23 protein-coding genes are annotated in these 21,546 nt (G+C 38.7%); 11 read left to right on the top strand and 12 right to left on the bottom strand.

The annotated features are described in order from the left end of the window. Positions 1-46: 46 nt before the first annotated feature. The 7 genes from fabF to yceD all read right to left on the bottom strand — a co-directional run bounded on the left by fabF (position 47) and on the right by yceD (position 5,483). Positions 47-1,285: a beta-ketoacyl-ACP synthase II gene (gene fabF / locus I6E70_RS17380; protein WP_002962376.1), complete on the bottom strand. Its 1,239-nt coding sequence runs from the start codon at positions 1,283-1,285 to the stop codon at positions 47-49. Positions 1,286-1,501: 216 nt separating this feature from the next. Next, positions 1,502-1,738: an acyl carrier protein gene (gene acpP, locus I6E70_RS17375; RefSeq protein WP_002962377.1), complete on the bottom strand. Its 237-nt coding sequence runs from the start codon at positions 1,736-1,738 to the stop codon at positions 1,502-1,504. A gap of 250 nt (positions 1,739-1,988) precedes the next feature. Further along, entirely contained in the window at positions 1,989-2,735 is a 747-nt protein-coding gene (gene fabG / locus I6E70_RS17370; RefSeq protein WP_101217158.1) for a 3-oxoacyl-ACP reductase FabG, read from the bottom strand. A gap of 11 nt (positions 2,736-2,746) precedes the next feature. Continuing rightward, positions 2,747-3,673, bottom strand: a complete 927-nt coding sequence (gene fabD, locus I6E70_RS17365) for an ACP S-malonyltransferase (protein WP_007585729.1) — start codon at positions 3,671-3,673, stop codon at positions 2,747-2,749. A gap of 52 nt (positions 3,674-3,725) precedes the next feature. Continuing rightward, positions 3,726-4,766 carry a phosphate acyltransferase PlsX gene (plsX, locus tag I6E70_RS17360; RefSeq protein WP_007585728.1) on the bottom strand — a complete coding sequence of 347 codons (1,041 nt, stop codon included), beginning with the start codon at positions 4,764-4,766 and terminating at the stop codon, positions 3,726-3,728. 12 nt (positions 4,767-4,778) lie between these two features. Then, positions 4,779-4,949 carry a 50S ribosomal protein L32 gene (gene rpmF / locus I6E70_RS17355; RefSeq protein WP_002962381.1) on the bottom strand — a complete coding sequence of 57 codons (171 nt, stop codon included), beginning with the start codon at positions 4,947-4,949 and terminating at the stop codon, positions 4,779-4,781. A gap of 9 nt (positions 4,950-4,958) precedes the next feature. Beyond that, the gene (yceD, locus tag I6E70_RS17350) at positions 4,959-5,483 is read right to left on the bottom strand and encodes a 23S rRNA accumulation protein YceD (protein WP_007585727.1); all 525 of its coding nucleotides are present in this window, start codon (positions 5,481-5,483) and stop codon (positions 4,959-4,961) included. A 131-nt stretch (positions 5,484-5,614) separates the two neighbouring features. Between yceD and I6E70_RS17345 the strand changes: the two genes are divergently transcribed. After that, entirely contained in the window at positions 5,615-6,214 is a 600-nt protein-coding gene (locus I6E70_RS17345) for a Maf family protein (protein WP_197189279.1), read from the top strand. 9 nt (positions 6,215-6,223) lie between these two features. Here I6E70_RS17345 and I6E70_RS17340 read toward each other — a convergent pair whose 3' ends face one another. After that, positions 6,224-6,886, bottom strand: coding sequence for an HAD-IA family hydrolase (locus I6E70_RS17340; protein WP_197189278.1), 663 nt, complete (start codon positions 6,884-6,886; stop codon positions 6,224-6,226). Next, positions 6,883-7,842: a 23S rRNA pseudouridine(955/2504/2580) synthase RluC gene (rluC, locus tag I6E70_RS17335; protein ID WP_010554171.1), complete on the bottom strand. Its 960-nt coding sequence runs from the start codon at positions 7,840-7,842 to the stop codon at positions 6,883-6,885. The genes I6E70_RS17340 and rluC overlap by 4 nt, the downstream gene beginning before the upstream one ends. 772 nt (positions 7,843-8,614) lie before the next feature. Between rluC and rne the strand changes: the two genes are divergently transcribed. Further along, positions 8,615-11,713, top strand: coding sequence for a ribonuclease E (gene rne / locus I6E70_RS17330; RefSeq protein WP_197189277.1), 3,099 nt, complete (start codon positions 8,615-8,617; stop codon positions 11,711-11,713). Positions 11,714-11,794: 81 nt separating this feature from the next. Here rne and I6E70_RS17325 read toward each other — a convergent pair whose 3' ends face one another. After that, positions 11,795-12,160, bottom strand: coding sequence for a hypothetical protein (locus tag I6E70_RS17325; protein WP_007585713.1), 366 nt, complete (start codon positions 12,158-12,160; stop codon positions 11,795-11,797). A 93-nt stretch (positions 12,161-12,253) separates the two neighbouring features. Between I6E70_RS17325 and I6E70_RS17320 the strand changes: the two genes are divergently transcribed. Then, positions 12,254-12,853, top strand: coding sequence for a DUF4124 domain-containing protein (locus I6E70_RS17320; RefSeq protein WP_197189276.1), 600 nt, complete (start codon positions 12,254-12,256; stop codon positions 12,851-12,853). A gap of 15 nt (positions 12,854-12,868) precedes the next feature. After that, complete coding sequence (locus I6E70_RS17315; protein WP_197189275.1) at positions 12,869-13,519, top strand: DUF4124 domain-containing protein; 651 nt, start codon at positions 12,869-12,871, stop codon at positions 13,517-13,519. A 71-nt stretch (positions 13,520-13,590) separates the two neighbouring features. Here I6E70_RS17315 and yejK read toward each other — a convergent pair whose 3' ends face one another. After that, positions 13,591-14,607 carry a nucleoid-associated protein YejK gene (gene yejK, locus I6E70_RS17310; protein ID WP_121955650.1) on the bottom strand — a complete coding sequence of 339 codons (1,017 nt, stop codon included), beginning with the start codon at positions 14,605-14,607 and terminating at the stop codon, positions 13,591-13,593. 62 nt (positions 14,608-14,669) lie between these two features. Between yejK and I6E70_RS17305 the strand changes: the two genes are divergently transcribed. The 7 genes from I6E70_RS17305 to I6E70_RS17275 all read left to right on the top strand — a co-directional run bounded on the left by I6E70_RS17305 (position 14,670) and on the right by I6E70_RS17275 (position 21,058). Continuing rightward, a complete protein-coding gene (locus tag I6E70_RS17305; protein ID WP_007375276.1) occupies positions 14,670-14,882 on the top strand; it encodes a DUF1414 domain-containing protein in 213 nt (70 codons plus the stop codon). 5 nt (positions 14,883-14,887) lie between these two features. Beyond that, positions 14,888-16,384 carry a DUF3413 domain-containing protein gene (locus tag I6E70_RS17300; protein WP_007585701.1) on the top strand — a complete coding sequence of 499 codons (1,497 nt, stop codon included), beginning with the start codon at positions 14,888-14,890 and terminating at the stop codon, positions 16,382-16,384. 86 nt (positions 16,385-16,470) lie between these two features. After that, on the top strand, positions 16,471-16,950 hold the full coding sequence (locus tag I6E70_RS17295; RefSeq protein ID WP_007585700.1) for a hypothetical protein: 480 nt from the start codon (positions 16,471-16,473) through the stop codon (positions 16,948-16,950). 103 nt (positions 16,951-17,053) lie between these two features. Then, on the top strand, positions 17,054-18,802 hold the full coding sequence (aceK, locus tag I6E70_RS17290) for a bifunctional isocitrate dehydrogenase kinase/phosphatase (protein WP_197189274.1): 1,749 nt from the start codon (positions 17,054-17,056) through the stop codon (positions 18,800-18,802). Continuing rightward, the gene (locus tag I6E70_RS17285; RefSeq protein ID WP_002961484.1) at positions 18,789-19,727 is read left to right on the top strand and encodes a LysR family transcriptional regulator; all 939 of its coding nucleotides are present in this window, start codon (positions 18,789-18,791) and stop codon (positions 19,725-19,727) included. Before aceK ends, I6E70_RS17285 begins: the two co-directional genes overlap by 14 nt. 177 nt (positions 19,728-19,904) lie before the next feature. Beyond that, entirely contained in the window at positions 19,905-20,348 is a 444-nt protein-coding gene (locus tag I6E70_RS17280) for a ferritin-like domain-containing protein (RefSeq protein WP_197189273.1), read from the top strand. Positions 20,349-20,662: 314 nt separating this feature from the next. Then, on the top strand, positions 20,663-21,058 hold the full coding sequence (locus I6E70_RS17275) for an ExbD/TolR family protein (protein ID WP_169043479.1): 396 nt from the start codon (positions 20,663-20,665) through the stop codon (positions 21,056-21,058). Positions 21,059-21,106: 48 nt separating this feature from the next. Here the strand turns inward: I6E70_RS17275 and I6E70_RS17270 are convergent. Continuing rightward, the coding region (locus I6E70_RS17270; RefSeq protein WP_197189272.1) for a transposase at positions 21,107-21,546 on the bottom strand (440 nt) is incomplete at its 5' end.

Below are 21,546 nucleotides of genomic sequence, written 5' to 3'. Positions count from 1 at the left end.
AGTTAAACAACTGAGCTCTTATAATTTGATTCGTTGTTAAAAAAGATTATACCTTTTTAAATAGCAACGAGCCATTAGTACCACCAAAACCGAACGAGTTACACAGTGCAAAGTCTAACTTTGCATCACGTGCAGTGTGAGCAATATAATCTAAGTCACACCCTTCGTCTGGGTTATCAAGGTTGATAGTTGGCGACACTTTTTGATCTGTCAGTGATAAAATCGAAATAATCGATTCAACCGAGCCTGCAGCACCTAACAAGTGACCCATCATCGATTTAGACGAGCCTACCATTACATCTTTAGCTGCATTACCAAAAATAGACTTAACAGCGGCAGTTTCTGCTTTATCGCCTGCATTTGTAGATGTACCGTGTGCGTTAATGTAACCAATTTGCTCAGCGTTTACTTGCGCATCGTTTAGTGCGTTTTGCATTGCAAGTGCAGCACCCGCACCATCTTCTGGTGGTGATGTCATGTGGTACGCATCGCCGCTCATACCAAAGCCTACAAGCTCAGCATAAATTTTAGCGCCACGCGCTTTAGCATGTTCGTACTCTTCAACTACAACAACACCTGCACCGTCAGAAAGCACAAAGCCATCGCGGTCTTTATCCCAAGGGCGAGAAGCCGCTTGTGGATCGTCATTGCGGGTTGAAAGTGCACGTGCAGCATTAAAGCCACCCATACCAATAGGCGTACAGGCTTTTTCTGCACCGCCAGCAACCATTGCATCTGCATCACCGTAGGCAATCATGCGCGCGGCATGGCCAATATTATGCAAACCAGTAGTACAGGCTGTTACAATTGAAATATTTGGACCACGAAGTCCATGCATCATTGATAAGTGACCTGAGATCATATTAATAATGGTAGACGGCACATAAAATGGCGATAACTTGCGCGGACCACTATTTAATAGCTTAATGTGGTTTTCTTCGATAAGCGTTAAGCCACCAATACCAGAGCCCACAGCTACACCTATACGTGTTGCGTTTTGCTCAGTAATTTCAAGGCCTGAATCTTTAAAGGCTTGAACACCCGCTGCAATGCCGTACTGAATAAACAAGTCCATTTTTTTAGTATCTTTCGCTGACATGTATGCAGTTGCATCAAAATCATTTATTAAACCAGCGAATTTAGTACCAAATTTTGATGTATCAAAGTGCGTTATTGTTTGAATGCCACTTTTACCATCTAATAAGCCTTGCCAGGTTGATTGAACATCATTACCTAGCGGCGTCAACATTCCTAAGCCAGTTACGACGACTCGACGTTTAGCCACGGTTTGCCTCCAATAAGGGATATTTTACAAGGGGATGATCATACCCAAGCTACCTCAAAGTGCTAGTCCCAAAATAGATTAAAAACGCATAACACTATCAAAATTAATTTTTAGCTAAAATTGAGCATAGAGATTTAAGTTTTGAATCACGAACTTTGAGGTGGTTTGGATATAAAAAATTAAAGGCAGCGGATGCTGCCTTTAACGTGCGATTAATTACTCAGCGTGTGCTGTAACGTAATCGATAGCAGTTTGTACTGTAGTGATCTTCTCAGCTTCTTCATCTGGGATCTCAGTATCAAACTCTTCTTCAAGAGCCATTACTAGTTCAACAGTATCAAGAGAATCTGCACCTAGGTCATCTACGAAAGAAGATTCATTTTTAACTTCTTCTTCTTTAACACCTAGTTGTTCAATGATAATTTTCTTTACGCGTTCTTGGATATCGCTCATTCTTCTTTCCTTTATTAAAAACGCCAATGCGTTATTTTCAGATTGCGGCGTAGTTTACGCCGCATAATTCTCTGATTCAATGATTTGACCATAAATAATTGTCTGGTCAAACCTCTGAGTGTGTGTTTTGTCTTTTATCGCTTATTTTCGCAGCGATTTCAAGTATGTTTAAAGCAAGTTCACAAATAATTCAATGTTTTTGAGGTAACTTACTTAACTTTATTAAGTAGTAATCTAGGTACAATGGCGATTAAACCATGTACATCGCGCCATTTACATGCAAAGTTTCGCCTGATACATACGCAGCCGCGTCAGATGCTAAATAACATACTGCAGCAGCAATTTCGTCTGGTTGGCCTAAACGCCCTGCTGGGACATTTGCAAGTGTTGCTGCTTTTTGCTCATCAGTTAAATTATCAGTCATGTCTGTTTGAATAAAACCAGGTGCGATTACGTTAACTGTAATACCACGTGATGCAACTTCGCGCGCAAGTGATTTAGAAAAACCAATTACACCCGCTTTAGCCGCTGCATAATTAGCTTGACCTGCATTACCCATAGTACCCACTACTGAGCCAATGTTAATAATACGGCCTTTCTTTTTCTTCATCATTGGACGAAGTACTGCTTTAGATAAACGGAAAACTGAGCTTAAGTTAGTGTCGATTATATCGTCCCACTCAGTCTCTTTCATACGCATTAATAAGTTATCACGTGTAATACCTGCGTTATTTACAAGTACATCAATATCGCCTAAATCAGCTTTTATTGCAGCAAGTGTTGCTTCAATAGATGCAGGATCGGTTACGTTTAATGCATAACCTTTACCATTGTCACCTAGGTATTCACTGATTTTAGCAGCGCCTGACTCACTTGTCGCAGTACCTGCAACTTTTGCACCTTGTGCAACTAATGTTGTTGCAATTGCTTTACCAATACCACGGCTGGCACCAGTAATTAGGACAACTTTGCCCTCTAATGAAAATAAATTAGACATTTTATATACTCTTATTTAGCTGCATCAATTGAAGCGGCGTCGTTTACTGAGCCACAGATCATTGCTTTATCAATTCGTTTAGCAAGTCCTGTTAATACTTTACCAGGACCAAATTCGTAGCTTTGTGTTACATCTTGCGCAACCAAGGCTTGTACTGTTTCTGTCCAGCGAACTGGGCTGTAAAGCTGGCGTACTAATGCATCTTTAATTGCATCAGCTGACGTTTCAGCTTTTACATCAACATTATTAATTACATCACACTTAGGTGTATTAAATGTTAAAGCGGCTAAGTCTGCTGCTAGCTTGTCAGCTGCTGGCTTCATTAACTCACAATGTGAAGGTACGCTAACAGAAAGTGGTAATGCACGTTTAGCACCGGCATCTTTACATGCTTGCGATGCTCTATCTACTGCCGCTTTATGGCCTGCGATAACAACTTGACCAGGAGAGTTGTAGTTAACTGGAGACACAACCTCACCTTGCGCTGAGGCAGCACACGCCGCTTTAATTTCTTCATCGCCTAAGCCAATAATAGCAGCCATTGAACCTACGCCTGCTGGCACGGCTTCTTGCATGTATAAACCACGGTTTTCAACAAGCTTTACGGCTTCACTCAAGCTTAATACATCGCTACATACTAACGCTGAGTATTCACCTAAGCTGTGACCCGCCATAACAACGTCTGCATCAGGGTTAGCTGCTAACCAATCACGGTAAATAGCAACACTTGCAGTTAGTAATGCAGGTTGTGTGCGGTGGGTTTGATTTAATTTTTCTTCTGGGCCATTAAGAACTAGCTCTGCTAAGTCGTAACCCAGTGCATTTGACGCTTCTGCAAATGTTGCTTTAACAATGTCAGAACTCTCTAGTAGTTCTTGTAACATACCAACGCTTTGCGAGCCTTGACCTGGGAATAGAAGTGCAATTTTTTGTGCCATACTTTGCTCTTTTTAATTAAACAAATAAATAATGAAATACACGGCACATCAATTATTGATTAACCGCCGTGTCTTTAGAATGTGTTTTTTCGAAAATAGCGGCTATTTTATCAGGAAGTTGACGTTCAACCTCTTTTACCGCTTCATCAATTGCTGCTTGAAATGCTTTAGCTGACGCATTTCCATGACTTTTAACGACAATACCGCGCAATCCTACCAGAGAAGCACCGTTATACTGGTCGGGGTTCACCCTTTTATAGAGTTTTTTTATTATTGGGCGCAATATAAACGCCATACATTTATATAAAAGGTGCTTTTCGAGCGCGGTTGTAAACTTATTCATAATAAGCTTGGCAATGCCTTCACATGTTTTAAGTGCTACGTTACCAACAAACCCTTCGCATACAATGACATCAGCCTTACCCGAAAAAATATCACTTCCTTCGCTGTAACCAATATAATTTATGTGTGGGCTTTGCTGCATTAATTGTGCAGCTTGTTTAATGTCGTCGTGGCCTTTAATGTCCTCAGCGCCAATATTTAATAAACTAACGCGAGGATTATCTAAACCAAGTGCTTGTCCTGCAACAATAGAGCCCATAATGCCAAACTGATAGAGCATTTGCGCATCACAATGCACATTAGCACCTAAGTCGAGTAAATATACTGGGTTTTTAAGCTCTGTAGGAACAGATGAAATGAGTGCGGCACGTTTAACACCTGGCAGCATTTTTAATACATAGTGAGCCATAAAAAATAGAGCGCCGGTATTACCTGAGCTAACACATGCTTGAGCCTCGCCCGATTTAACTAAATCTAGGGCAACACGCATAGATGAATCTTTTTTTGAACGCACAGCAATTGCAGGTTCACAGGCATTAGTGACTATTTCACTACAGTGACGAATTATGAGTCTAGGATGAGGTAGAGAATCGAGGGATTCGAGTTCTTTAGATATAACGTGTTCATTGCCACATAAAATGAGAGTTAAATTGGCATGAGCATTTACTGCACAAACGGCAGCAGGAATAGATGAACGGGGGCCGTAATCGCCCCCCATCATATCTAACGCTATGGTTAGATCTTTCAGCATATAAGTAATCTCTTATTTAGAAATTACTTGAACGCCTTTGTAGTAACCATCTGCAGTCACATGGTGACGACGATGAGTCTCACCAGATGTTTGATCTACAGTTAAAGTTGGACCACTGATCGCATCGTGTGAACGGCGCATGCCGCGTCTTGCACGAGACTTTTTGCTTTTTTGTACAGCCATAGTCTTCTCCTAAGAATCTTTCTTAAGTTGTTTCAAAATATCAAATGGATTAGGTTTATCATCTTCCGCCTTTAATACACCAAAGCTGGCAGGCTTTGCTGAATAACTGCATGAAGCTTCGTTGTGGGTAGCCACTAATGGAATTGCTAAAATTAGTTCGTCTTCAATTAAATTAAAAACGTTAACTTCACCATTTTCATCAAGCGCTACTTCATCGTAGTCTTCTGGAAAAATATCTAACTCTGTATCTTCACCTACTGGTGAATATGCAAAGTCTTGAACCAAATCCAACCCTAAATCACCATTACAACGTTGACAAATGACAGTAACGTGTGTGGACAAATTGCCTCTAATCACAGCGAAACCTTGATCATCGTTTTTGCAATGTATTTTTACCGCTATTTCACCTACTTCTTCCTGCACAACTTTCTCTAAACGAGTAAGTTTTTCAAGCGGTACAATTCCGTCATACTTTAAACGGTGCTGCGCTGCTTTGCCTGGATGAAGAGTGATGGGAATTTTCACCTTTTGCATAGGGGCTGCATCATATAGATAGTTAGTTTGTTAGTCAAAGTAAAAAACCATTTTTACTTGGTTTTTAACGTGTTTTACTCTCGGATCTGATTTATCCTAACTCAATCTGAATTATCGTAGGAAAACAGTCCGTGAAGCATCCACTCATTTTAGCGTCAAGCTCGCCTTTTAGGCAGTCTTTATTACAAAAATTTAATTTACCATTTGATACGTTTTCACCTGACGTTGACGAATCAGCACTTGAATGCGAAACACCTACCGAACTGGTTAAGCGTTTAAGTGAATTAAAAGCCTCAGCAGCTAATAAACACTTTAACAGAGGGTTAGCTATTGGATCAGACCAAGTCGCTGTGTTTAATAATCAAATTTTAGGTAAACCACATAATAAACAAAATGCCGTAAAACAACTAAATTTATTTAGCGGTAATACTGTAACATTTTTAACAGGGCTTTGTGTTTACGATATTGTAACTGGCACTAAAAAAACCTGCGTAGAACCTTTCAATGTGACGTTTAAAACACTCAGTGATGCACAAATTAGTGCTTATTGCGATGCTGAGCAGCCTTATAACTGTGCTGGCAGCTTTAAGAGTGAAGGGTTGGGTATCTGTTTATTTGAAAAACTAAGCGGAGACGATCCTAATAGCTTAATTGGATTACCATTAATTAAACTCAGCCAACTACTGGCTGAGTTTGGTATTGATGTACTTACTGCTCAAAACAAGTTCTAGTTAAATAAATTAACCAAGCAGAACCTGTTGCAATTGCAGATAATTACCTACTGTTGCAACAGGGCTAAACTTATTTAACTGCTGTGCGTTGTGTACACCCATTGTTACGCCAATTCTATCCATGCCAGCAGCTTTTGCCATAGTCATGTCTATTTGAGTGTCGCCAATCATTACAGCGTCTTGAGCGCTTATGCCAAGTTTTTCAAGTAATTGATACAACATATCTGGAGAGGGCTTTGATTGCGCGTTATCGCTTGTACGTGTTGCACTAAAAAAATGGCGCAATTGACTTTGTTCAAGCAAACGATCTAACCCACCCCTACCTTTACCTGTTGCAACCGCTAAAACAATGCCCTGCTCTTTTAAGGCATTTAAAACGCTGACAACATTAGCAAATACAGGCGTGGGAGTAGTATCCACACTGTATTGATATTTATAACCTGAAATTAACGCTTGGTGCTGCGCTACATTATCTGGAAATAAAACGTCAATTGCTTTTTCAAGCGACATACCAATAATATTTTTAATGGCTTCGTCACTAGGCGGCACTAAATTAAGTGACTCAGCACTACTACGAATACAGTTAACTATTTTAGTGACTGAATCCATAATGGTGCCGTCCCAATCAAAAATGACGAGCTTATATTTTTTAATTGGAGTCACTTTTATCACAGTTTTGCATCTCGTAATTTTAGTAATGTATTTTTAAGCGTTTTATCTAGCGGTGCTTCAATACGCATAGTTGTTTCGTTTTTAGGGTGATAAAAACTTAAATCATGTGCGTGTAAAAACAATCGGTTTAACCCAACTTTACGCATAGAATCGTCAAAACCCTGATCGCCATATTTATCGTCGCACGCTATTGGGTGACCTTTACATTGCGTATGCACACGAATTTGATGCGTACGCCCTGTAACAGGCGATGCCTGTACAAGTGAGCAATCGTTAAAACGTTCAAGTACTTTAAAACGAGTATGTGAAGGTTTTCCCTCAGTGTTATCTACGCGTACTACGCGCTCGCCCGATTTAAGTGTATTTTTACGCAGCCCTTCGGTTACGTTTTTAGTTTTAGAATCCCACTGCCCTTCTACAAGTGCCCAGTAATTTTTTTCCATTGTTTTTTCGCGAAGTTGTTCATGCAATGCTGTTAACACCGAACGACGCTTCGCTATAAGTAAACAACCTGATGTATCACGGTCAAGCCTATGAACTAGCTCAAGGCTACGTTCCTCTGGGCGAAGTGCTCGCAAAGCTTCAATTAAGCCATAACTTAAACCACTGCCGCCATGAACAGCCATACCTGATGGTTTATTTATTACGATAAGGTATTTATCTTCAAATAAAATATCGTTTTCAAGGCGCGTTACTTTGTCTAATTTTGATGGAACAAATTCTTCACGCTCAGCAACCCTGATAGGTGCAATACGAAGTACATCTTCAAGCTGTAGTTTATATACAGGCTTAATACGCTTTTTATTAACGCGTACCTCACCTTTGCGCAAAAGTTTATAAATAGCGCTTTTAGGCACCCCTTTTAAATGGGTAATAAGAAAGTTATCAATACGCTGACCTAAATGGTCTTCGTTGATCGTGACATAAGTTACTTGTAAGTCGTTTTTTTCTGACATTGCCTAATCACTAATTTAAGTAAAATAATTTAGTTGCTAACACTGTAATAATAGTGGGATAATCAGCAGCGCAAATATTTAGTATTTGCAAATAACAACGGTGCTTTTTAACACATTAAAACATTCGTGATGCACATTCTGGGTAGCCGATCATACAGATCCGAGTTAAGTTTTCCAAAGCTTTTATGCCTCCTCAGTTAACACGTGCGATCAATTAACGGCAATGCGCGTAATATATTGCTGGTTAAGTTTGAACATGAAGCGATTTTTAACGTGCTAGAGAAAGCAATGAACAGATAATTTGTCTGATAGTGACGACGTAAAAAACGTCGTTCAGCACTAGCTCAATTATTGTAGTACCGTATAGCAGCTTATTTAGAACTAAAAAAATCTAATAAATAAGCGTTCATTAACATCGGCAGCGATTTTTGCTCTTAAAACGGATATTAGCGATACATCAGTATGTATTGCTCACCAACTTAATGAGCCCTACGCGCCTAATATGAATGATATTTAGTAAGATTAATATGACAGGCCAACTTCTGGGTAAAACTTGTAAACGTAGCTGAAAAGCCGACAGTTTTAGCACCATTAAGAATTTAATAGCGATAATAATTGCTATTGTTTGCCAGCATTTAAAATACTGCATACGAGAAACAGAGCCGTTCCGTTAAAGACCCAGTCGTGAGGCTGCACATTCTAAAAATAGGGACAACTGAACAGGCGAGAAAAACATCGTCATGTCAGCGACATAAATAAGTAGAGTAACAATATGAAACGTATGCTAATCAATGCAACGCAGCAAGAAGAAATGCGCGTAGCACTGGTTGATGGCCAGCGCCTTTATGATTTAGATATCGAAAGCCCAGGTCACGAACAGAAAAAAGCCAATATTTATAAAGGCAAAATCACTCGCATTGAACCATCTCTTGAAGCAGCATTTGTTGATTACGGTGCTGACCGTCATGGTTTCCTTCCTTTAAAAGAAATTGCCCGTACTTACTTCCCTGCAGGTTACACTTTTCATGGTCGCCCTAATATTCGCGACGTAATAAAAGAAGGTCAAGAAGTAATAGTACAAGTTGATAAAGAAGAGCGTGGCCAAAAAGGCGCAGCGTTAACTACTTTTATCAGTGTTGCTGGTAGCTACTTAGTGCTTATGCCTAACAACCCTCGTGCTGGCGGTATTTCTCGTCGCATTGAAGGTGATGAACGTACTGAACTTAAAGAAGCATTGGGTCGTTTAGAACTTCCTAAAGGTATGGGCTTAATTGTTCGTACAGCGGGTGTTGGTAAATCGTTTGAAGAATTAAACTACGATTTAAAAGCATTATTAGTACATTGGGAAGCAATTAGACAAGCAGCCGATAGTGCTAAAGCGCCATTTTTAATACACCAAGAAAGCAATGTAATATTCCGTGCGATACGCGATTATTTACGTCGTGATATTGGCGAAATTTTAATTGATAAACCACGTGTTTTTGAAGAAGCTAAAGCGCACATTGAGCGTTTTCGTCCTGACTTTATGAGCCGTGTTAAGCTTTATCAAGGTGACACTCCTTTATTTACGCATTACCAAATTGAAAGCCAAATTGAGTCTGCGTTCCAGCGTGAAGTACGTTTGCCTTCTGGTGGTTCAATTGTAATTGACCCAACTGAAGCACTAACGTCTATCGATATCAACTCGTCTAAAGCAACTAAAGGCGGCGATATTGAAGAAACAGCACTTAATACTAACTTAGAAGCAGCCGATGAAATTGCACGTCAATTACGTCTTCGTGACTTAGGTGGTTTAATTGTTATCGACTTTATCGATATGACGCCTCCACGCCATCAGCGTGAAGTAGAGAATCGTTTAAAAGATGCTGCTCGCCCAGATCGTGCTCGTGTTCAAATTGGTAAAATCTCGCGCTTTGGTTTACTTGAAATGTCGCGTCAGCGTTTGCGTCCTTCATTAGGTGAAGCAAGCCAAGGCCCATGCCCACGTTGTAGTGGACAAGGTACTATTCGTTCAAACGAATCTATCGCACTTTCTATTCTTCGTTTAATTGAAGAAGAGGCAATTAAAGACAACACAGCACAAGTAAATGCACAAGTGCCTGTTGCCGTTGCTGCTTATTTATTAAATGAGCAACGTCGTAGTGTTCATCGCATTGAAAAACATCATAAATGTGACGTAGTGATTATTCCTAATCAACATATGGAAACACCACATTACGAAGTTATGCGTCTACGTAAAGACGAAACACTTGAAACGGTAAGTTACGGACAAGTTGTTGCGCCAGAACCTGAAGCATTTGAGATGTCAAAATCACCAAGTGCACCAGTACGTGAAGAGCCAATGCTAAAAGGTGTTGTAATGCCTTCTACACCGGCTCCACAAGCAGCGCCTACACCAGTAGCTCAGCCTGTAGTAACAGAGACTAAAACTGAAGGTGGCTTGTTTGAAGCAATCACTAAATGGTTTAAATCGTTATTTGCAAGCGAAACAGTAGAAGAGAAAAAAGAAGCTGTAGAAAAAGAGCAGCAAGAAGCGCGTAATAACGCTCGCCGTGGTAACGATAATCGTCGTCGTAATAACAACCAACGTCGTCGTAATAATAACCCGCGCACTAATAAACCACGCAATGAGCGCCCTGCAGCTGAAGAGGAAGTTAAAACAGACTCACCAGCAGCAACAAGTACCGAGACTCAAGAGAGAAACGAGAACCGCAATAAGCGTCGTCGTAACCCTAACTCTCGTAAGCGCCCAGAGCATAAAAGCGAAGAAAAAGATCAAGTTAAAACTGAAGCCCCTGTAAAAGTAGAAGTAGAAACTGATTCTAAGCCAGCTCAAGCTGTAGAGCCTAAAGAGCAAAAGCCTAAAGTTCGCCGTCAACGTCGTAACATACGTAAAAAAGTACGTCTGCAAGATGAAAACGCTGAGCAAGCTAACTCAACAGAGCAAACACCTGAACAAGCTGTAGTTACTGACACTCCACAAGTTCAAGAGCAAGCACCTGTTGTAGAAAAGCAAACACAAGCTCCGGCAGAAAAAACAGCTCACATTAAAGAAGAGAAAGTTGACGTTGTTGATTCTAACGATGAAGCAGCAACTACTGAAGACGATCAAGAGCAAACACGTACGCGTTCACGCCGTTCTCCTCGTCATCTTCGTGCATCAGGTCAACGTCGTCGACGTCCTGAAGGTGAAGCAGAAGTTAAATCTGACGAAGCCCCTGCATTTGTTCCAGTTGCTGATCAAGCTGCTGCAGAATATGAAGCAGAGCTTAAAGCTAAATCTGAAGAAACACCTGTGGATGCAGCGCAGCAAATTGAACAAGCCGTTGCAGTTGAAGACTTAGCAAAAGTTGAAGCTGTAGAAGAGCCAGCTAAAGTTGAAACTCCAGTAGTAACTGAAGAGCCAGCCAAAGTTGAAACTCCTGTAGTAACTGAAGAGGCAGCTAAAGTTGAAACTCCAGTAGCAACTGAAGAGCAAGCTAAAGTTGAAGCGCCAGTAGTAACTGAAGAGCCAGCTAAAGTTGAAACGCCAGTAGTGACTGAAGAGCCAGCTAAAGTTGAAGCGCCAGTAGTAACTGAAGAACCAGCTAAAGTTGAAACTCCAGTAGTAACTGAAGAGTCAGCTAAAGTTAAAGCAAAAGTGAAAACTGAAAAATCAGCACCGCATGTTAAAACAGCGGTTACTCAAGGGTCTGCAAGTGCGCCAATGGCACAGCCTACTCCTGTAGCTGATAGCGAAGTAAAACATATATCTGTAGCAATGGCTCACGATAAACGTGACCTAGTACCAGACAGTGGTTTACGTGCGGGTTCTATCAAACCTGCTGGTCGTGCAAGTTCTGCAATGACTAAAACATTGAGTGTTGATTAATAACTAACACTTATTAAAAAGCCCCGCTATTTAATAAATAGCGGGGCTTTTTTGTTTAATACCTACTTAAACTATTAATAGTTAGCTTTCATTCGCCAATTTGTACGCTTCATATTTATCACATTCAAGTTCTGCAATATTTTTATCATAAATAGATTCTGATCTATATGACTTTAAAGTTAGATCTGTGCAGCGTTGCTCTAACTCCTCAACTTTAGGCATGGTTGGATCAATACTATAGAGTAAAAAATGCTTTTCACTTTTCTTGCCAGCATCTAACATTTGCTGGTGGAACTCTTGATCTGCCGTTAAGCTCTTGAGCTTTGCGTCAATTTGAATTTGTTCGCTCATTTTGTAATAGTCACTCACTATTTTCTTCTCTGTTAATTTGCTGTAGCAAACAAATAGTAAAAAAGTAGCCAATAAACAATAAATAACTCCTCTCATATTGATAATTCCTCCTTGACATAGTAATGGGTTTTTAGCCTAATATAACACTATAATTAAATACATATTTGAGTCAATCCATAAGAAGGCAACATGCCCAATAACCAAATGAAACGGAAGTTATTTTTTGGTCTTATATTATTTTCAGCGACAGCCAGTTCACAACAAGTTTACAGTTGGGTCGATAAAAATGGTGTACGTCATTTCTCAGATGTTCCAACAGATCAAAGAGCAGAAGTAGTTGAAGGAATTGAATCTACACCTACTGTGCAAAAAGTTGTAGTTAAAACTAATAACCGTATTCATGGCTTTGAAGATGAGCCTGAAGAACATATTCCGGGCTCTGAAGTAATAATTAAAGGAACAGGAGCTAGGCTCAGGTGTAATAAGCTTATTGCATATAAAGGGAATATATTTCAAGGCATTACTCGTTCAAAATTCCATGATTCTGACACTCCAAAAAGAAAAGCCCTAGTAGGGTTAAGAATGCACGAAAATACTAAAGAAAAATTAAAAAAAGAAAACCAGAGGTTACAAACTCACCTTGAAAAACAACAAGAGTACTATAAAAAAAATGAATCAATTAAATATGCCATTGATAACTCGCTGGACCAGATAGCTGAAAATAAATGTGAGATCCAAGTCCATTTACGCTATATGGAACTCATTCAAAAAAAAATAAATTCACTATAATAACCAAGGATTGATATGATCAAAATTATGTTCACGATACTTTTATTTTCAAGTTTCGTTTTACAAGCAAAAGTATACAAGTGTGAAGACGAACTGGGCAAAGTATCGTTTACCGATATCCCTTGTGAGCAAGGTGATGAATCAGGCAATCCTCAACAGAACAACAGCACTTCGCAAAGTCCAATAATTAACAAGACTCCAAAAGAGGTTAATTCTATTAAAGAAGCCCTAAACTATGTGGGTTGGAACCAAATAGTGTTATTAAATTTAGACTTAATTGAACAGCAATATATAACTCCTAAAAAAAGCTTCAACTTTGAACATTCCTTTTTAGCACCTAGTCGTTATCAATACTCAACTGTTCCTATCCATAGTGTGACAGCAAGATTTATTAATGGTTTGGGTGAAATTATTTACCAAGGGAAAATATACACAAAAGATTTTTCTTCTAGAACTGATAGCAATGGCTTTTTCAATGCTACTTTTTCTGATATCAATAAACGAATGATGGAGATGGGATTAGAAGACCAGACTGAGAACACTCTTCGCTATGGAAGAGGTAATTGGAGATGGACTCATCGTAATTTCGCCTGTCATGCTCGATCTGACTTTAACCCGAAAAGTTCAATTATTGGTTTGAAAATCACTTGTAAGACGAACAAATAGTTATTATCGTTATCTAATTAATAAAGCCGCGTTATAACACGGCTTTTTCTTTTAATTTAGGTACTTAAACACTACTCTTTTTCATTTTCCATAAAACGTTGTAACTGATCTTTTAAGTTTGGCGGAATGCCTTTAATCACTAGTGTATCGGTTGCTTCGTTGTACGTTACGCGCTCGCCTAAGTGTTTACGTTCAAAACTTACACTTACACCACCACCAAGGCCTGAAAACTTAACCATACTGGTTACTGTTTTTTTATCAACGGGGAAAGTTTCTTCCAAGTCATAGCTTTGCTCTTTGCAAAAACTATCAAACGGACTGTCATCGCCTTTTGTAAGCGTTGCAGATAGATCGCTCACACTTGCATCTTCGCCTGTGGTTACGCAATCATTACAGTAATCAAATACTTGTTTACGTAAATCGTCTTTTTCTGATTTATCAAACTGTTGCTCTGATAAATAATCCTCTACTGCGCTAAGCATTACTTGGCTTTGCTGTTTTGAATCAATACCCTCTTCACAGCCTAAAAAGTCTAAGAAAAAGTCAGCAACTTTACGACCCGCACGACCTTTGATAAACGAAATATAACGATTATCTTCTGCTTGCGTATCCCATGCTGTTAAATCGATACGAGCAGCAAGTTGCATGCGAGATATATCTAAATGGCGAGAAGCCGCTAAATCAAGCTCAGAGGTCATAGAGTAATGCTCTTTAATGTTAATCATCGCAATTAACATGTAATCGGTAGCAACATACTGATAATGACAAAATACTAAATAGCCTGTTTCACTAAATGCATACTTATCAAGCTCTTCTTTTAAAACCGTTGAGGCTTGCTCGGTCATATGCCAAAAGCCTAGCTCATCGTTACGGTAGCTTTGCATTGCAGATGCTACAACGCTGTTTTTATCACCACTGAAAGCACAGTAACCTTTACCTGGCTTACCATTATATGCATGATGTAATTGTTCGATAAAAACGGCTACTTTATCGTTAATTACCATCTCATCATTTCGAAGGTGAATTTGCGTATCGTCGTCTTTTTTGTCTACATAATGAACGACTAATTTTTTAACGTCTGTTGTCATCTTTGTTTTTCACGCCTCTAGTGTTAAAATACGAGAATATAACTATTTTATTGAACCAACTGATGCCAATCTTATCAAAATACTCTAATGAAGAAGTAGAACAAATCGTCGATCAGCTTATTGATGTGCTAACTAAACACAATGCGCCGGTAGATTTAAGCCTTATGTGTTTAGGAAATTCTATCACGCATATCTTAAAAGAGCATGTACCAACAGGGAAAAGACAAGCCGTAACTGAGAACTTTGCAAAAGCTCTATCACAGTCGGTTAAATAAACTCTATGAATTTATCGCAGCACAATCAGTTTTCATCAAAAGCGAGTCAGCTATTAAGCTGGGGCCATTGGTTTACTTTTGCCAATATTGGTTTGGCGCTATTTATTAGCTTAAGCTACTTATTTGCCGACTCGCCACCAACAAGCTTTATGGGCATTACTTATATGCTAGTAACGTGGTTAAGCCACACTAGTTTTATCGCCTTTTTAGCGTTTGTGCTGACGGTATTTCCGCTTAGTTTAATATTCCCCTACCCACGACATATACGAGGCATGGCGGCTGTTATAGCCACACTAGGCGCTTCACTGCTTACCCTTGATGCTTATGTTTACGTTAATTTGGGTTATCATCTAAGTATATCTGCCTTACCTGAGATTATTTCTCTACTGTGGCATCGTTTAACCAGTTCACCTGCTTTAACAACCATTTTAGCCAGTGGGATTGTATTACTTATTTTAGGCTTTCAGCTACTTGTGAGTAATTACACATGGCAACACCTTGAGCGCTTAAAACAATATAAATTTGCACGTTACGCAATTTCATTTTTAATAGTGTGTTTTTCACTTAGTCACAGTATTCATATTTGGGCTGACGCAAATTTAAACTTTGACGTAACGAAGCAAGATAATGTACTACCACTGTCATACCCTACTACCGCTAAAAGTTTATTAGCTAAAAATGACCTGCTTGATATAGAAAGCTATAAGCAAGCACATAACGTAAAAATTAATAACCAAAACATTAGTTATCAAATGCCAAGCCCGCTTGATAAGTGTGAAGACTACACACAAGCCAATGTAGATATTTTTGTATTTGAAACCCAGCAACAACTCGCTAAATTTGTTGCCGATAATAAAAACTTACACAAAACAGAGCAGTTTTTACAGCCAACTAATCACGACGATATGCTATTTAGCTTAGTGTATGGTTTGCCAGCTTTTTATAAAGCAGCAATTTTAAGAGATCAAACTCTTCCCGCATGGCAAAGTCAGCGCCGCAGCATTGAAGTAACCGGCGTGGAAGAACTTAGTTTTATAAATGATCAAGCACATAGTTCTAGCGCAATTAGAGTTATTAAAAGTAGCGATAACGCCGTTGTACGAGATGATAAAACACAGGTTTTTGCTTTTAGTCTTGCCAATAACAAGCAAGAAGTAGTAACAACATCAACTTTATATAGCTCCGACAAACGTATTTCTAAAGTAGATGGACTTATTCAACCTAGCGATTTAATTGCAACAAGTGTTGGCCAATATTTAAATTGTAAAGCCATTGCTAAGCAAACAATGCTGGGCGTTAATTTATACAAGAAAAAAGATGATATGGGCGTGAACTACTCTCAGGGTGTCGTTATAGCCTATAAAAAAGATAGGATTACCTTAATAGATTCAGATGGTAACTTTAAAAACATTTCCGCTGCTGAAGGTTTTTCTATTGAACAAGGTTTAGATATACCATTTTTAGTACAGAGTATTAAAAAGCTCAAAACCTTTACCCAATAACAGTTATCCTAACCTAGCTTGATATACCACCAAGCTAGGTTATAGTTTTATATTGTTGTTAGATATAAAAACCAAGGATGACATGTATGTTTAAAACTTCTTGTTATATTCTCCATTCTAGCTTTTTACTTATCAGTTTTTTTAGCTTTAGCGATACCACTTACTACAAATGTGTAACAGAAAAAGGCACAATCTTTTCTCAACTGCCGTGTGACGACGAAGCAACGACTTATAAAGTTAACACGACGGGTAATCAGTATTCTGGTCCTAAGGTTGACTACACTAAACAACTAAACGAACTTGAGCGTGAAAGGCTTCTATCTGGCTTACAGGCAGAGCTTCGCAGTAATAACCATAAGCTAACAATACTTGATCGTAATAAGCAGCGTGCTGAATACAAACAACAAGAGCGGTTAAATCATATTCTAGCCATTGAAGATAAAAAGCGTATTACCAAAGATATTACTAAAAAATTAAAAATAATTAATAAAGAGTACAAAAAAGATGTATTGGTTATTACTAAACAAATTAAAATTCTCGAAAAAAAGATAGCTCAATACCAATAAATCACTCTTAATTAGCAAGTAATATTTATCTTGGTTTTAAACTTAAAATAACATACCCTTAACACAATAGAGTATAAGCTCTAGGGACTATTAAGGAGTGCAAATGCAGCCTCGCCATATTGCTGAATTAATTTTAACGGGTTTTAAAAGGCACTATCAGCTATTTCAAAAAACAACGGCCAAAGCCCCTCTCGCCTTTGCAAAAAAAGATTGGCAAGCAATTAATGATATCAGCCGTTTGCGTATCAGCTATTATGATGATCGTGTTAACGAAACCACACAAGCGCTAAAAAAAGAAACCCCAACAGAGCAATTAGATGAAAGCCTATGGCTCGAAGTTAAAAAGATATATCAGCACTTTTTATGTTTCCACCCTCAAGCAGAACTCGCCGAAACCTTTTATAATTCTGTATTTTGCCGGCTGTACCATAGGCGCTATTTTCATAATGACTTTATATTTGTAGAAGCAACTTTGAAAGATGCTCCTTCAGTACCTGTTGAGGCCGAATATAGGACATACTTTCCAGTAGTTGATGGCCTAAAGCCAACAATAAAACGCATTATTAATCATTTTGATTTTAAAGCCCCATTTGTAAATTTAGAGCGTGATATTCGCCTTCTTGTTAAAGCTTTTTATAAACAAGCACCCGATACACATCACCAACCTTGGCAAATGCGCTTTGATATTTTGCACACACCTTTTTATCGTAATAAAGCAGCTTATATTGTTGGTCGTGTTGTTTCAAAAAGTGGTGTTCAGCCTTTTATAATCGCCGTATTGCACGATGAAGATAACGGATTATATTTAGATGCACTTTTAACTAAATCATCTCAAATGCGTGTCATTTTTGGCTTTGCCCGCGCCTACTTTATGGTAGAGACTCATGCACCTTCAGCACTTGTCCGGTTTTTGAATCAGCTTATGCCAAACAAAACACTTGCTGAGCTCTATAACGCAGTGGGTTTTCATAAGCAGGGTAAAACTGAGTTTTATCGAGAGTTTTTAAATCACTTATCTCACTCAAGTGATGAGTTTACAATTGCACCGGGTACTCCCGGTATGGTGATGATGGTATTTACCCTTCCCTCATTTGGTTATGTTTTTAAAGTAATAAAAGACAAATTTGGTGAAAGTAAGCCCTTCGGCCGTGATACCGTATTAAAGCGTTATCAACTAGTAAAAAACCATGATCGCGTTGGCAGAATGGCCGATACCATAGAGTATTCTAACGTCGTATTTCCTTTGGCGCGTTTTGATAGTAATTTACTTGCGCAATTACATAAAACAATTGGCTCATCAATGGTAATTGAAGGCGAATGGTTGATCATCAAGCATTTATATATTGAACGGCGCATGACACCACTCAATTTATTTTTAGAAAATGCTGATGAAGAAAGTGCCGCAGACGCGATTGAAGAATACGGGCAAGCTCTAAAAGAAATGATTGCCGTTAATATATTTCCTGGCGATATGCTCTTAAAAAACTTTGGTGTAAGTAAGCACAAACGTATTATTTTTTACGATTACGATGAAGTTCAATACCTAACAGATATGAACTTTAGAGCATTACCGAAAGCAAAGAGCTACGACGATTATTTAATGGATGAACAAAGTTACTCTGTTGCACCACAAGATGTATTCCCAGAGCAGTTATGTACATTTGTAATGCCTAATCCTATGTATAAAAAGTTTTTCCTCAGCACTCATCCAGAGCTTATAGATGTTAGCTTTTGGAAGCAGGCGCAACAAAATATAAAAAATGGGCAGGTAAGTCATATTTACCCATACCCGACAGCACAGCGATTTATCCATCACTGGTCGACGCAAAGGACACACAATGAATATAAGTAAAATAGATTTAAATTTACTCGTTTATCTCGATACATTGCTTCGAGAATGCAACGTAACACGCGCTGCTAATCAATTGAGTATTACGCAGCCCGCAATGAGTAATGGCCTTAAACGTCTTCGTAACTTATTTAACGACCCTATTTTAGTTCGTACCAGCGATGGTATGGTCCCGACAGAGCGCGCTTTAGAGTTACAACCCGTTATTCGTGGCATATTAATGACGCTTGAAGAAACCCTAGCACCTAATAGAGAATTTGAGGCAAGCCAGAGTAAACGTGTATTTAGAATAATGGCCAGTGATTACGCTGCAAGTACGTTAGCGCCAAAGCTCTTAAGTAAACTACACGAAGAAGCCCCCGATACTACTTTAGATATACTCACACCAAGTGATGTAACCTTTCATGACGTAGAAAACGGTAAAGTAGATATGGCAATCAACCGTTTTGAAAACTTACCTCAGTCTTTTCATCATAAACGTATTTGGAAAGACAGTTTTTGCTGCTTAGTTAAGGCCGACAACCCTATTATTGAAAACTTTAGCCTCGACAGCTACTTAAAAGCGCGCCATATATGGGTGAGTAAAACAGGTTTTGGTGTAGGTGTGGGCATGGACCCTAAAGATGTGCAAAAACTTGGTTGGGTTGACGAAGCACTTGCCCACTTTGGTAAACATCGTAACATTGCCACTTTTACGCGTAACTACCATGTAGCGATTCATTTAGCTAAAGAGAAAAATTTGATTGCGACCCTTCCTTCAAAAGCTGCAAATATATACTTAGATGATCCGGGGCTTAAAATTTTAGAGCCACCGTTTCCAATTCCTCCTTTTGAGCTTGATATGATTTGGAGCCCACTGTTGCATCGCGATGCGAGCCATATCTGGTTACGCCAAAAAGTAGCCGAAGTAGCTGAAGAGCTAAAATAACTTTATTACACAATATAATGTAAAAATTGCTAGGTTAATACTTCCCTCATTAACTTAGCCCCTTTCTGCAATGAAATTAAATCAATAAAATCAAATAACTACATAAAAATAAAAACGTGGAACATACATTGCTTTTATTAAATTGAACTATACATTCATTTAATAAAAGAGGTCATTATGAACACCCATCAAGGATCAGAAGTAAATCATATTACTGACATCATTCAAGTTATGAACAGCGGCATCGACTTTTATCAAAAAGCACAGGAAAAAGTTGAAGACCCTGCTATTGGCGCACTTTTTCAGCGTATGATAGATGCCCGAAAAGTGAGTGTTGAGCGCTTGCAGCCATATGCAATTAATGAAAAAGGCGAACGCGAAGATGGTTCATCTTTCGCAGTTGAAGCACGACGTACATACACAGCCTTACTTACTACATTCACCTCACATAACGACAGCACGTATGTAAAAGAGCTTGAAGAAGTAGAAGATAAAACGCTTGTAGAAATTAAAGCCGCTATGGATAAACCACAACCGGCTGATTGCGAAGCTGCACTGGCTAAAACATTATTAACAATGCAAAGCTGCCATGCAGAAATGAGCCGTATGCAAAAGCAGTAAGCTTACATAACGCATAAATACAACCCAGCCTAGCGCTGGGTTTTTTATTGCCTCTAATACCAATCTGCATAAATCTTTAAGCAATTTAACGAATTAAATCACACTATAACGATGCCATATAGACCCCATATATAAGCAAATTGGTATAAACACCACCTTATTTCGCCACATTTTAAATACATAATGAATACAAATATTTAATGTTATTAGAATATTTATTTAACCACGCTTTATTTTTGCTGTGCTAATTTTGTTAGTAGGTACCTAAAACCTTGCTGTGGCGCCGCAGCATTTAATTAAAAATAAGGTCCAATATGAAAAGTAAACTAACTAAACTGCAAAATAATGCTGATGTAGATATGACCTCGATGTTAGACATAGTGTTCATATTACTAATTTTCTTTATTGTAACTACATCTTTTGTAAAACCTGTGGCTATTGAATTAAACCGACCACTCGACAGCCCTCAAATAGATAAGCCTGTTAAAAATGCTTTATTTAGAATTGATGAAAGTAACGCAGTATATTTTTCAGGGAGGTTAATTGATTTAGAGCAAGTTGCGACTAATTTAGCGATGTTCGCGGCTAAATATGAAATAAGTTCGGTACTTATAACCGCAGACGAAAACAGTACTCATAATACTTTAATGAGTGTAATGAATAATATTAAGCAATACGATGATTATTCAATAAGTTTGATTTCTAAATAAAACAGCCCAATATAAAACCAAAAAAAGGGCCTTACGGCCTAATGCCAGTCAGTTAAGCTGACTGGCATTTTTCTTTTTATGGGGATACTTAGATGGTTTTGGCTTAACCCATCGGGGATATCTTCTATCCTCTCGTCTAGCTGGAAGCTTAAATAAGACCAGTGTATTGAGTAAGTGCTGCCAGTGTATTGGAATGTTCCCTGGACTCATTATAGATACTGACGAGAAATACTGAATGACAGCCATCGAACTGCTAGAGAAACTAAGCTGGTTAGGCCATATCCCTGTAACTGTCGCCGCCATCGTCATTATTCTTCGTATTAAATTATAGGCGAGTAACACGCCCCATAGCTCCTGACGCACCATATCTGGACGCTTGCTTCTTAAATGGTATGCGCTATCAAGCATGGTTTGTTTGATTTCTCTAAACCCAAGCTCTATCTCCCAACGATGACAATATAATTCAACAATTTCATTACCTGGATAAC

The organism is Pseudoalteromonas sp. NGC95 (genome assembly GCF_015864705.1).
GTDB classification, from domain to species: Bacteria; Pseudomonadota; Gammaproteobacteria; order Enterobacterales; family Alteromonadaceae; genus Pseudoalteromonas; species Pseudoalteromonas arctica.
This window is presented reverse-complemented; position numbering and strand designations above follow the sequence as displayed.

Coding starts and splice junctions, on each gene's coding strand:
- acpP (WP_002962377.1), bottom strand. CDS start 1,738: ATGAGCGATATCCAAGAACGCGTAAAGAAAATTATCATTGAACAACTA.
- fabG (WP_101217158.1), bottom strand. CDS start 2,735: ATGTCTAATTTATTTTCATTAGAGGGCAAAGTTGTCCTAATTACTGGT.
- fabD (WP_007585729.1), bottom strand. CDS start 3,673: ATGGCACAAAAAATTGCACTTCTATTCCCAGGTCAAGGCTCGCAAAGC.
- plsX (WP_007585728.1), bottom strand. CDS start 4,766: ATGCTGAAAGATCTAACCATAGCGTTAGATATGATGGGGGGCGATTAC.
- rpmF (WP_002962381.1), bottom strand. CDS start 4,949: ATGGCTGTACAAAAAAGCAAAAAGTCTCGTGCAAGACGCGGCATGCGC.
- yceD (WP_007585727.1), bottom strand. CDS start 5,483: ATGCAAAAGGTGAAAATTCCCATCACTCTTCATCCAGGCAAAGCAGCG.
- rluC (WP_010554171.1), bottom strand. CDS start 7,842: ATGTCAGAAAAAAACGACTTACAAGTAACTTATGTCACGATCAACGAA.
- rne (WP_197189277.1), top strand. CDS start 8,615: ATGAAACGTATGCTAATCAATGCAACGCAGCAAGAAGAAATGCGCGTA.
- I6E70_RS17325 (WP_007585713.1), bottom strand. CDS start 12,160: ATGAGAGGAGTTATTTATTGTTTATTGGCTACTTTTTTACTATTTGTT.
- I6E70_RS17320 (WP_197189276.1), top strand. CDS start 12,254: ATGCCCAATAACCAAATGAAACGGAAGTTATTTTTTGGTCTTATATTA.
- I6E70_RS17315 (WP_197189275.1), top strand. CDS start 12,869: ATGATCAAAATTATGTTCACGATACTTTTATTTTCAAGTTTCGTTTTA.
- yejK (WP_121955650.1), bottom strand. CDS start 14,607: ATGACAACAGACGTTAAAAAATTAGTCGTTCATTATGTAGACAAAAAA.
- I6E70_RS17305 (WP_007375276.1), top strand. CDS start 14,670: ATGCCAATCTTATCAAAATACTCTAATGAAGAAGTAGAACAAATCGTC.
- I6E70_RS17300 (WP_007585701.1), top strand. CDS start 14,888: ATGAATTTATCGCAGCACAATCAGTTTTCATCAAAAGCGAGTCAGCTA.
- I6E70_RS17295 (WP_007585700.1), top strand. CDS start 16,471: ATGTTTAAAACTTCTTGTTATATTCTCCATTCTAGCTTTTTACTTATC.
- aceK (WP_197189274.1), top strand. CDS start 17,054: ATGCAGCCTCGCCATATTGCTGAATTAATTTTAACGGGTTTTAAAAGG.
- I6E70_RS17285 (WP_002961484.1), top strand. CDS start 18,789: ATGAATATAAGTAAAATAGATTTAAATTTACTCGTTTATCTCGATACA.
- I6E70_RS17280 (WP_197189273.1), top strand. CDS start 19,905: ATGAACACCCATCAAGGATCAGAAGTAAATCATATTACTGACATCATT.
- I6E70_RS17275 (WP_169043479.1), top strand. CDS start 20,663: ATGAAAAGTAAACTAACTAAACTGCAAAATAATGCTGATGTAGATATG.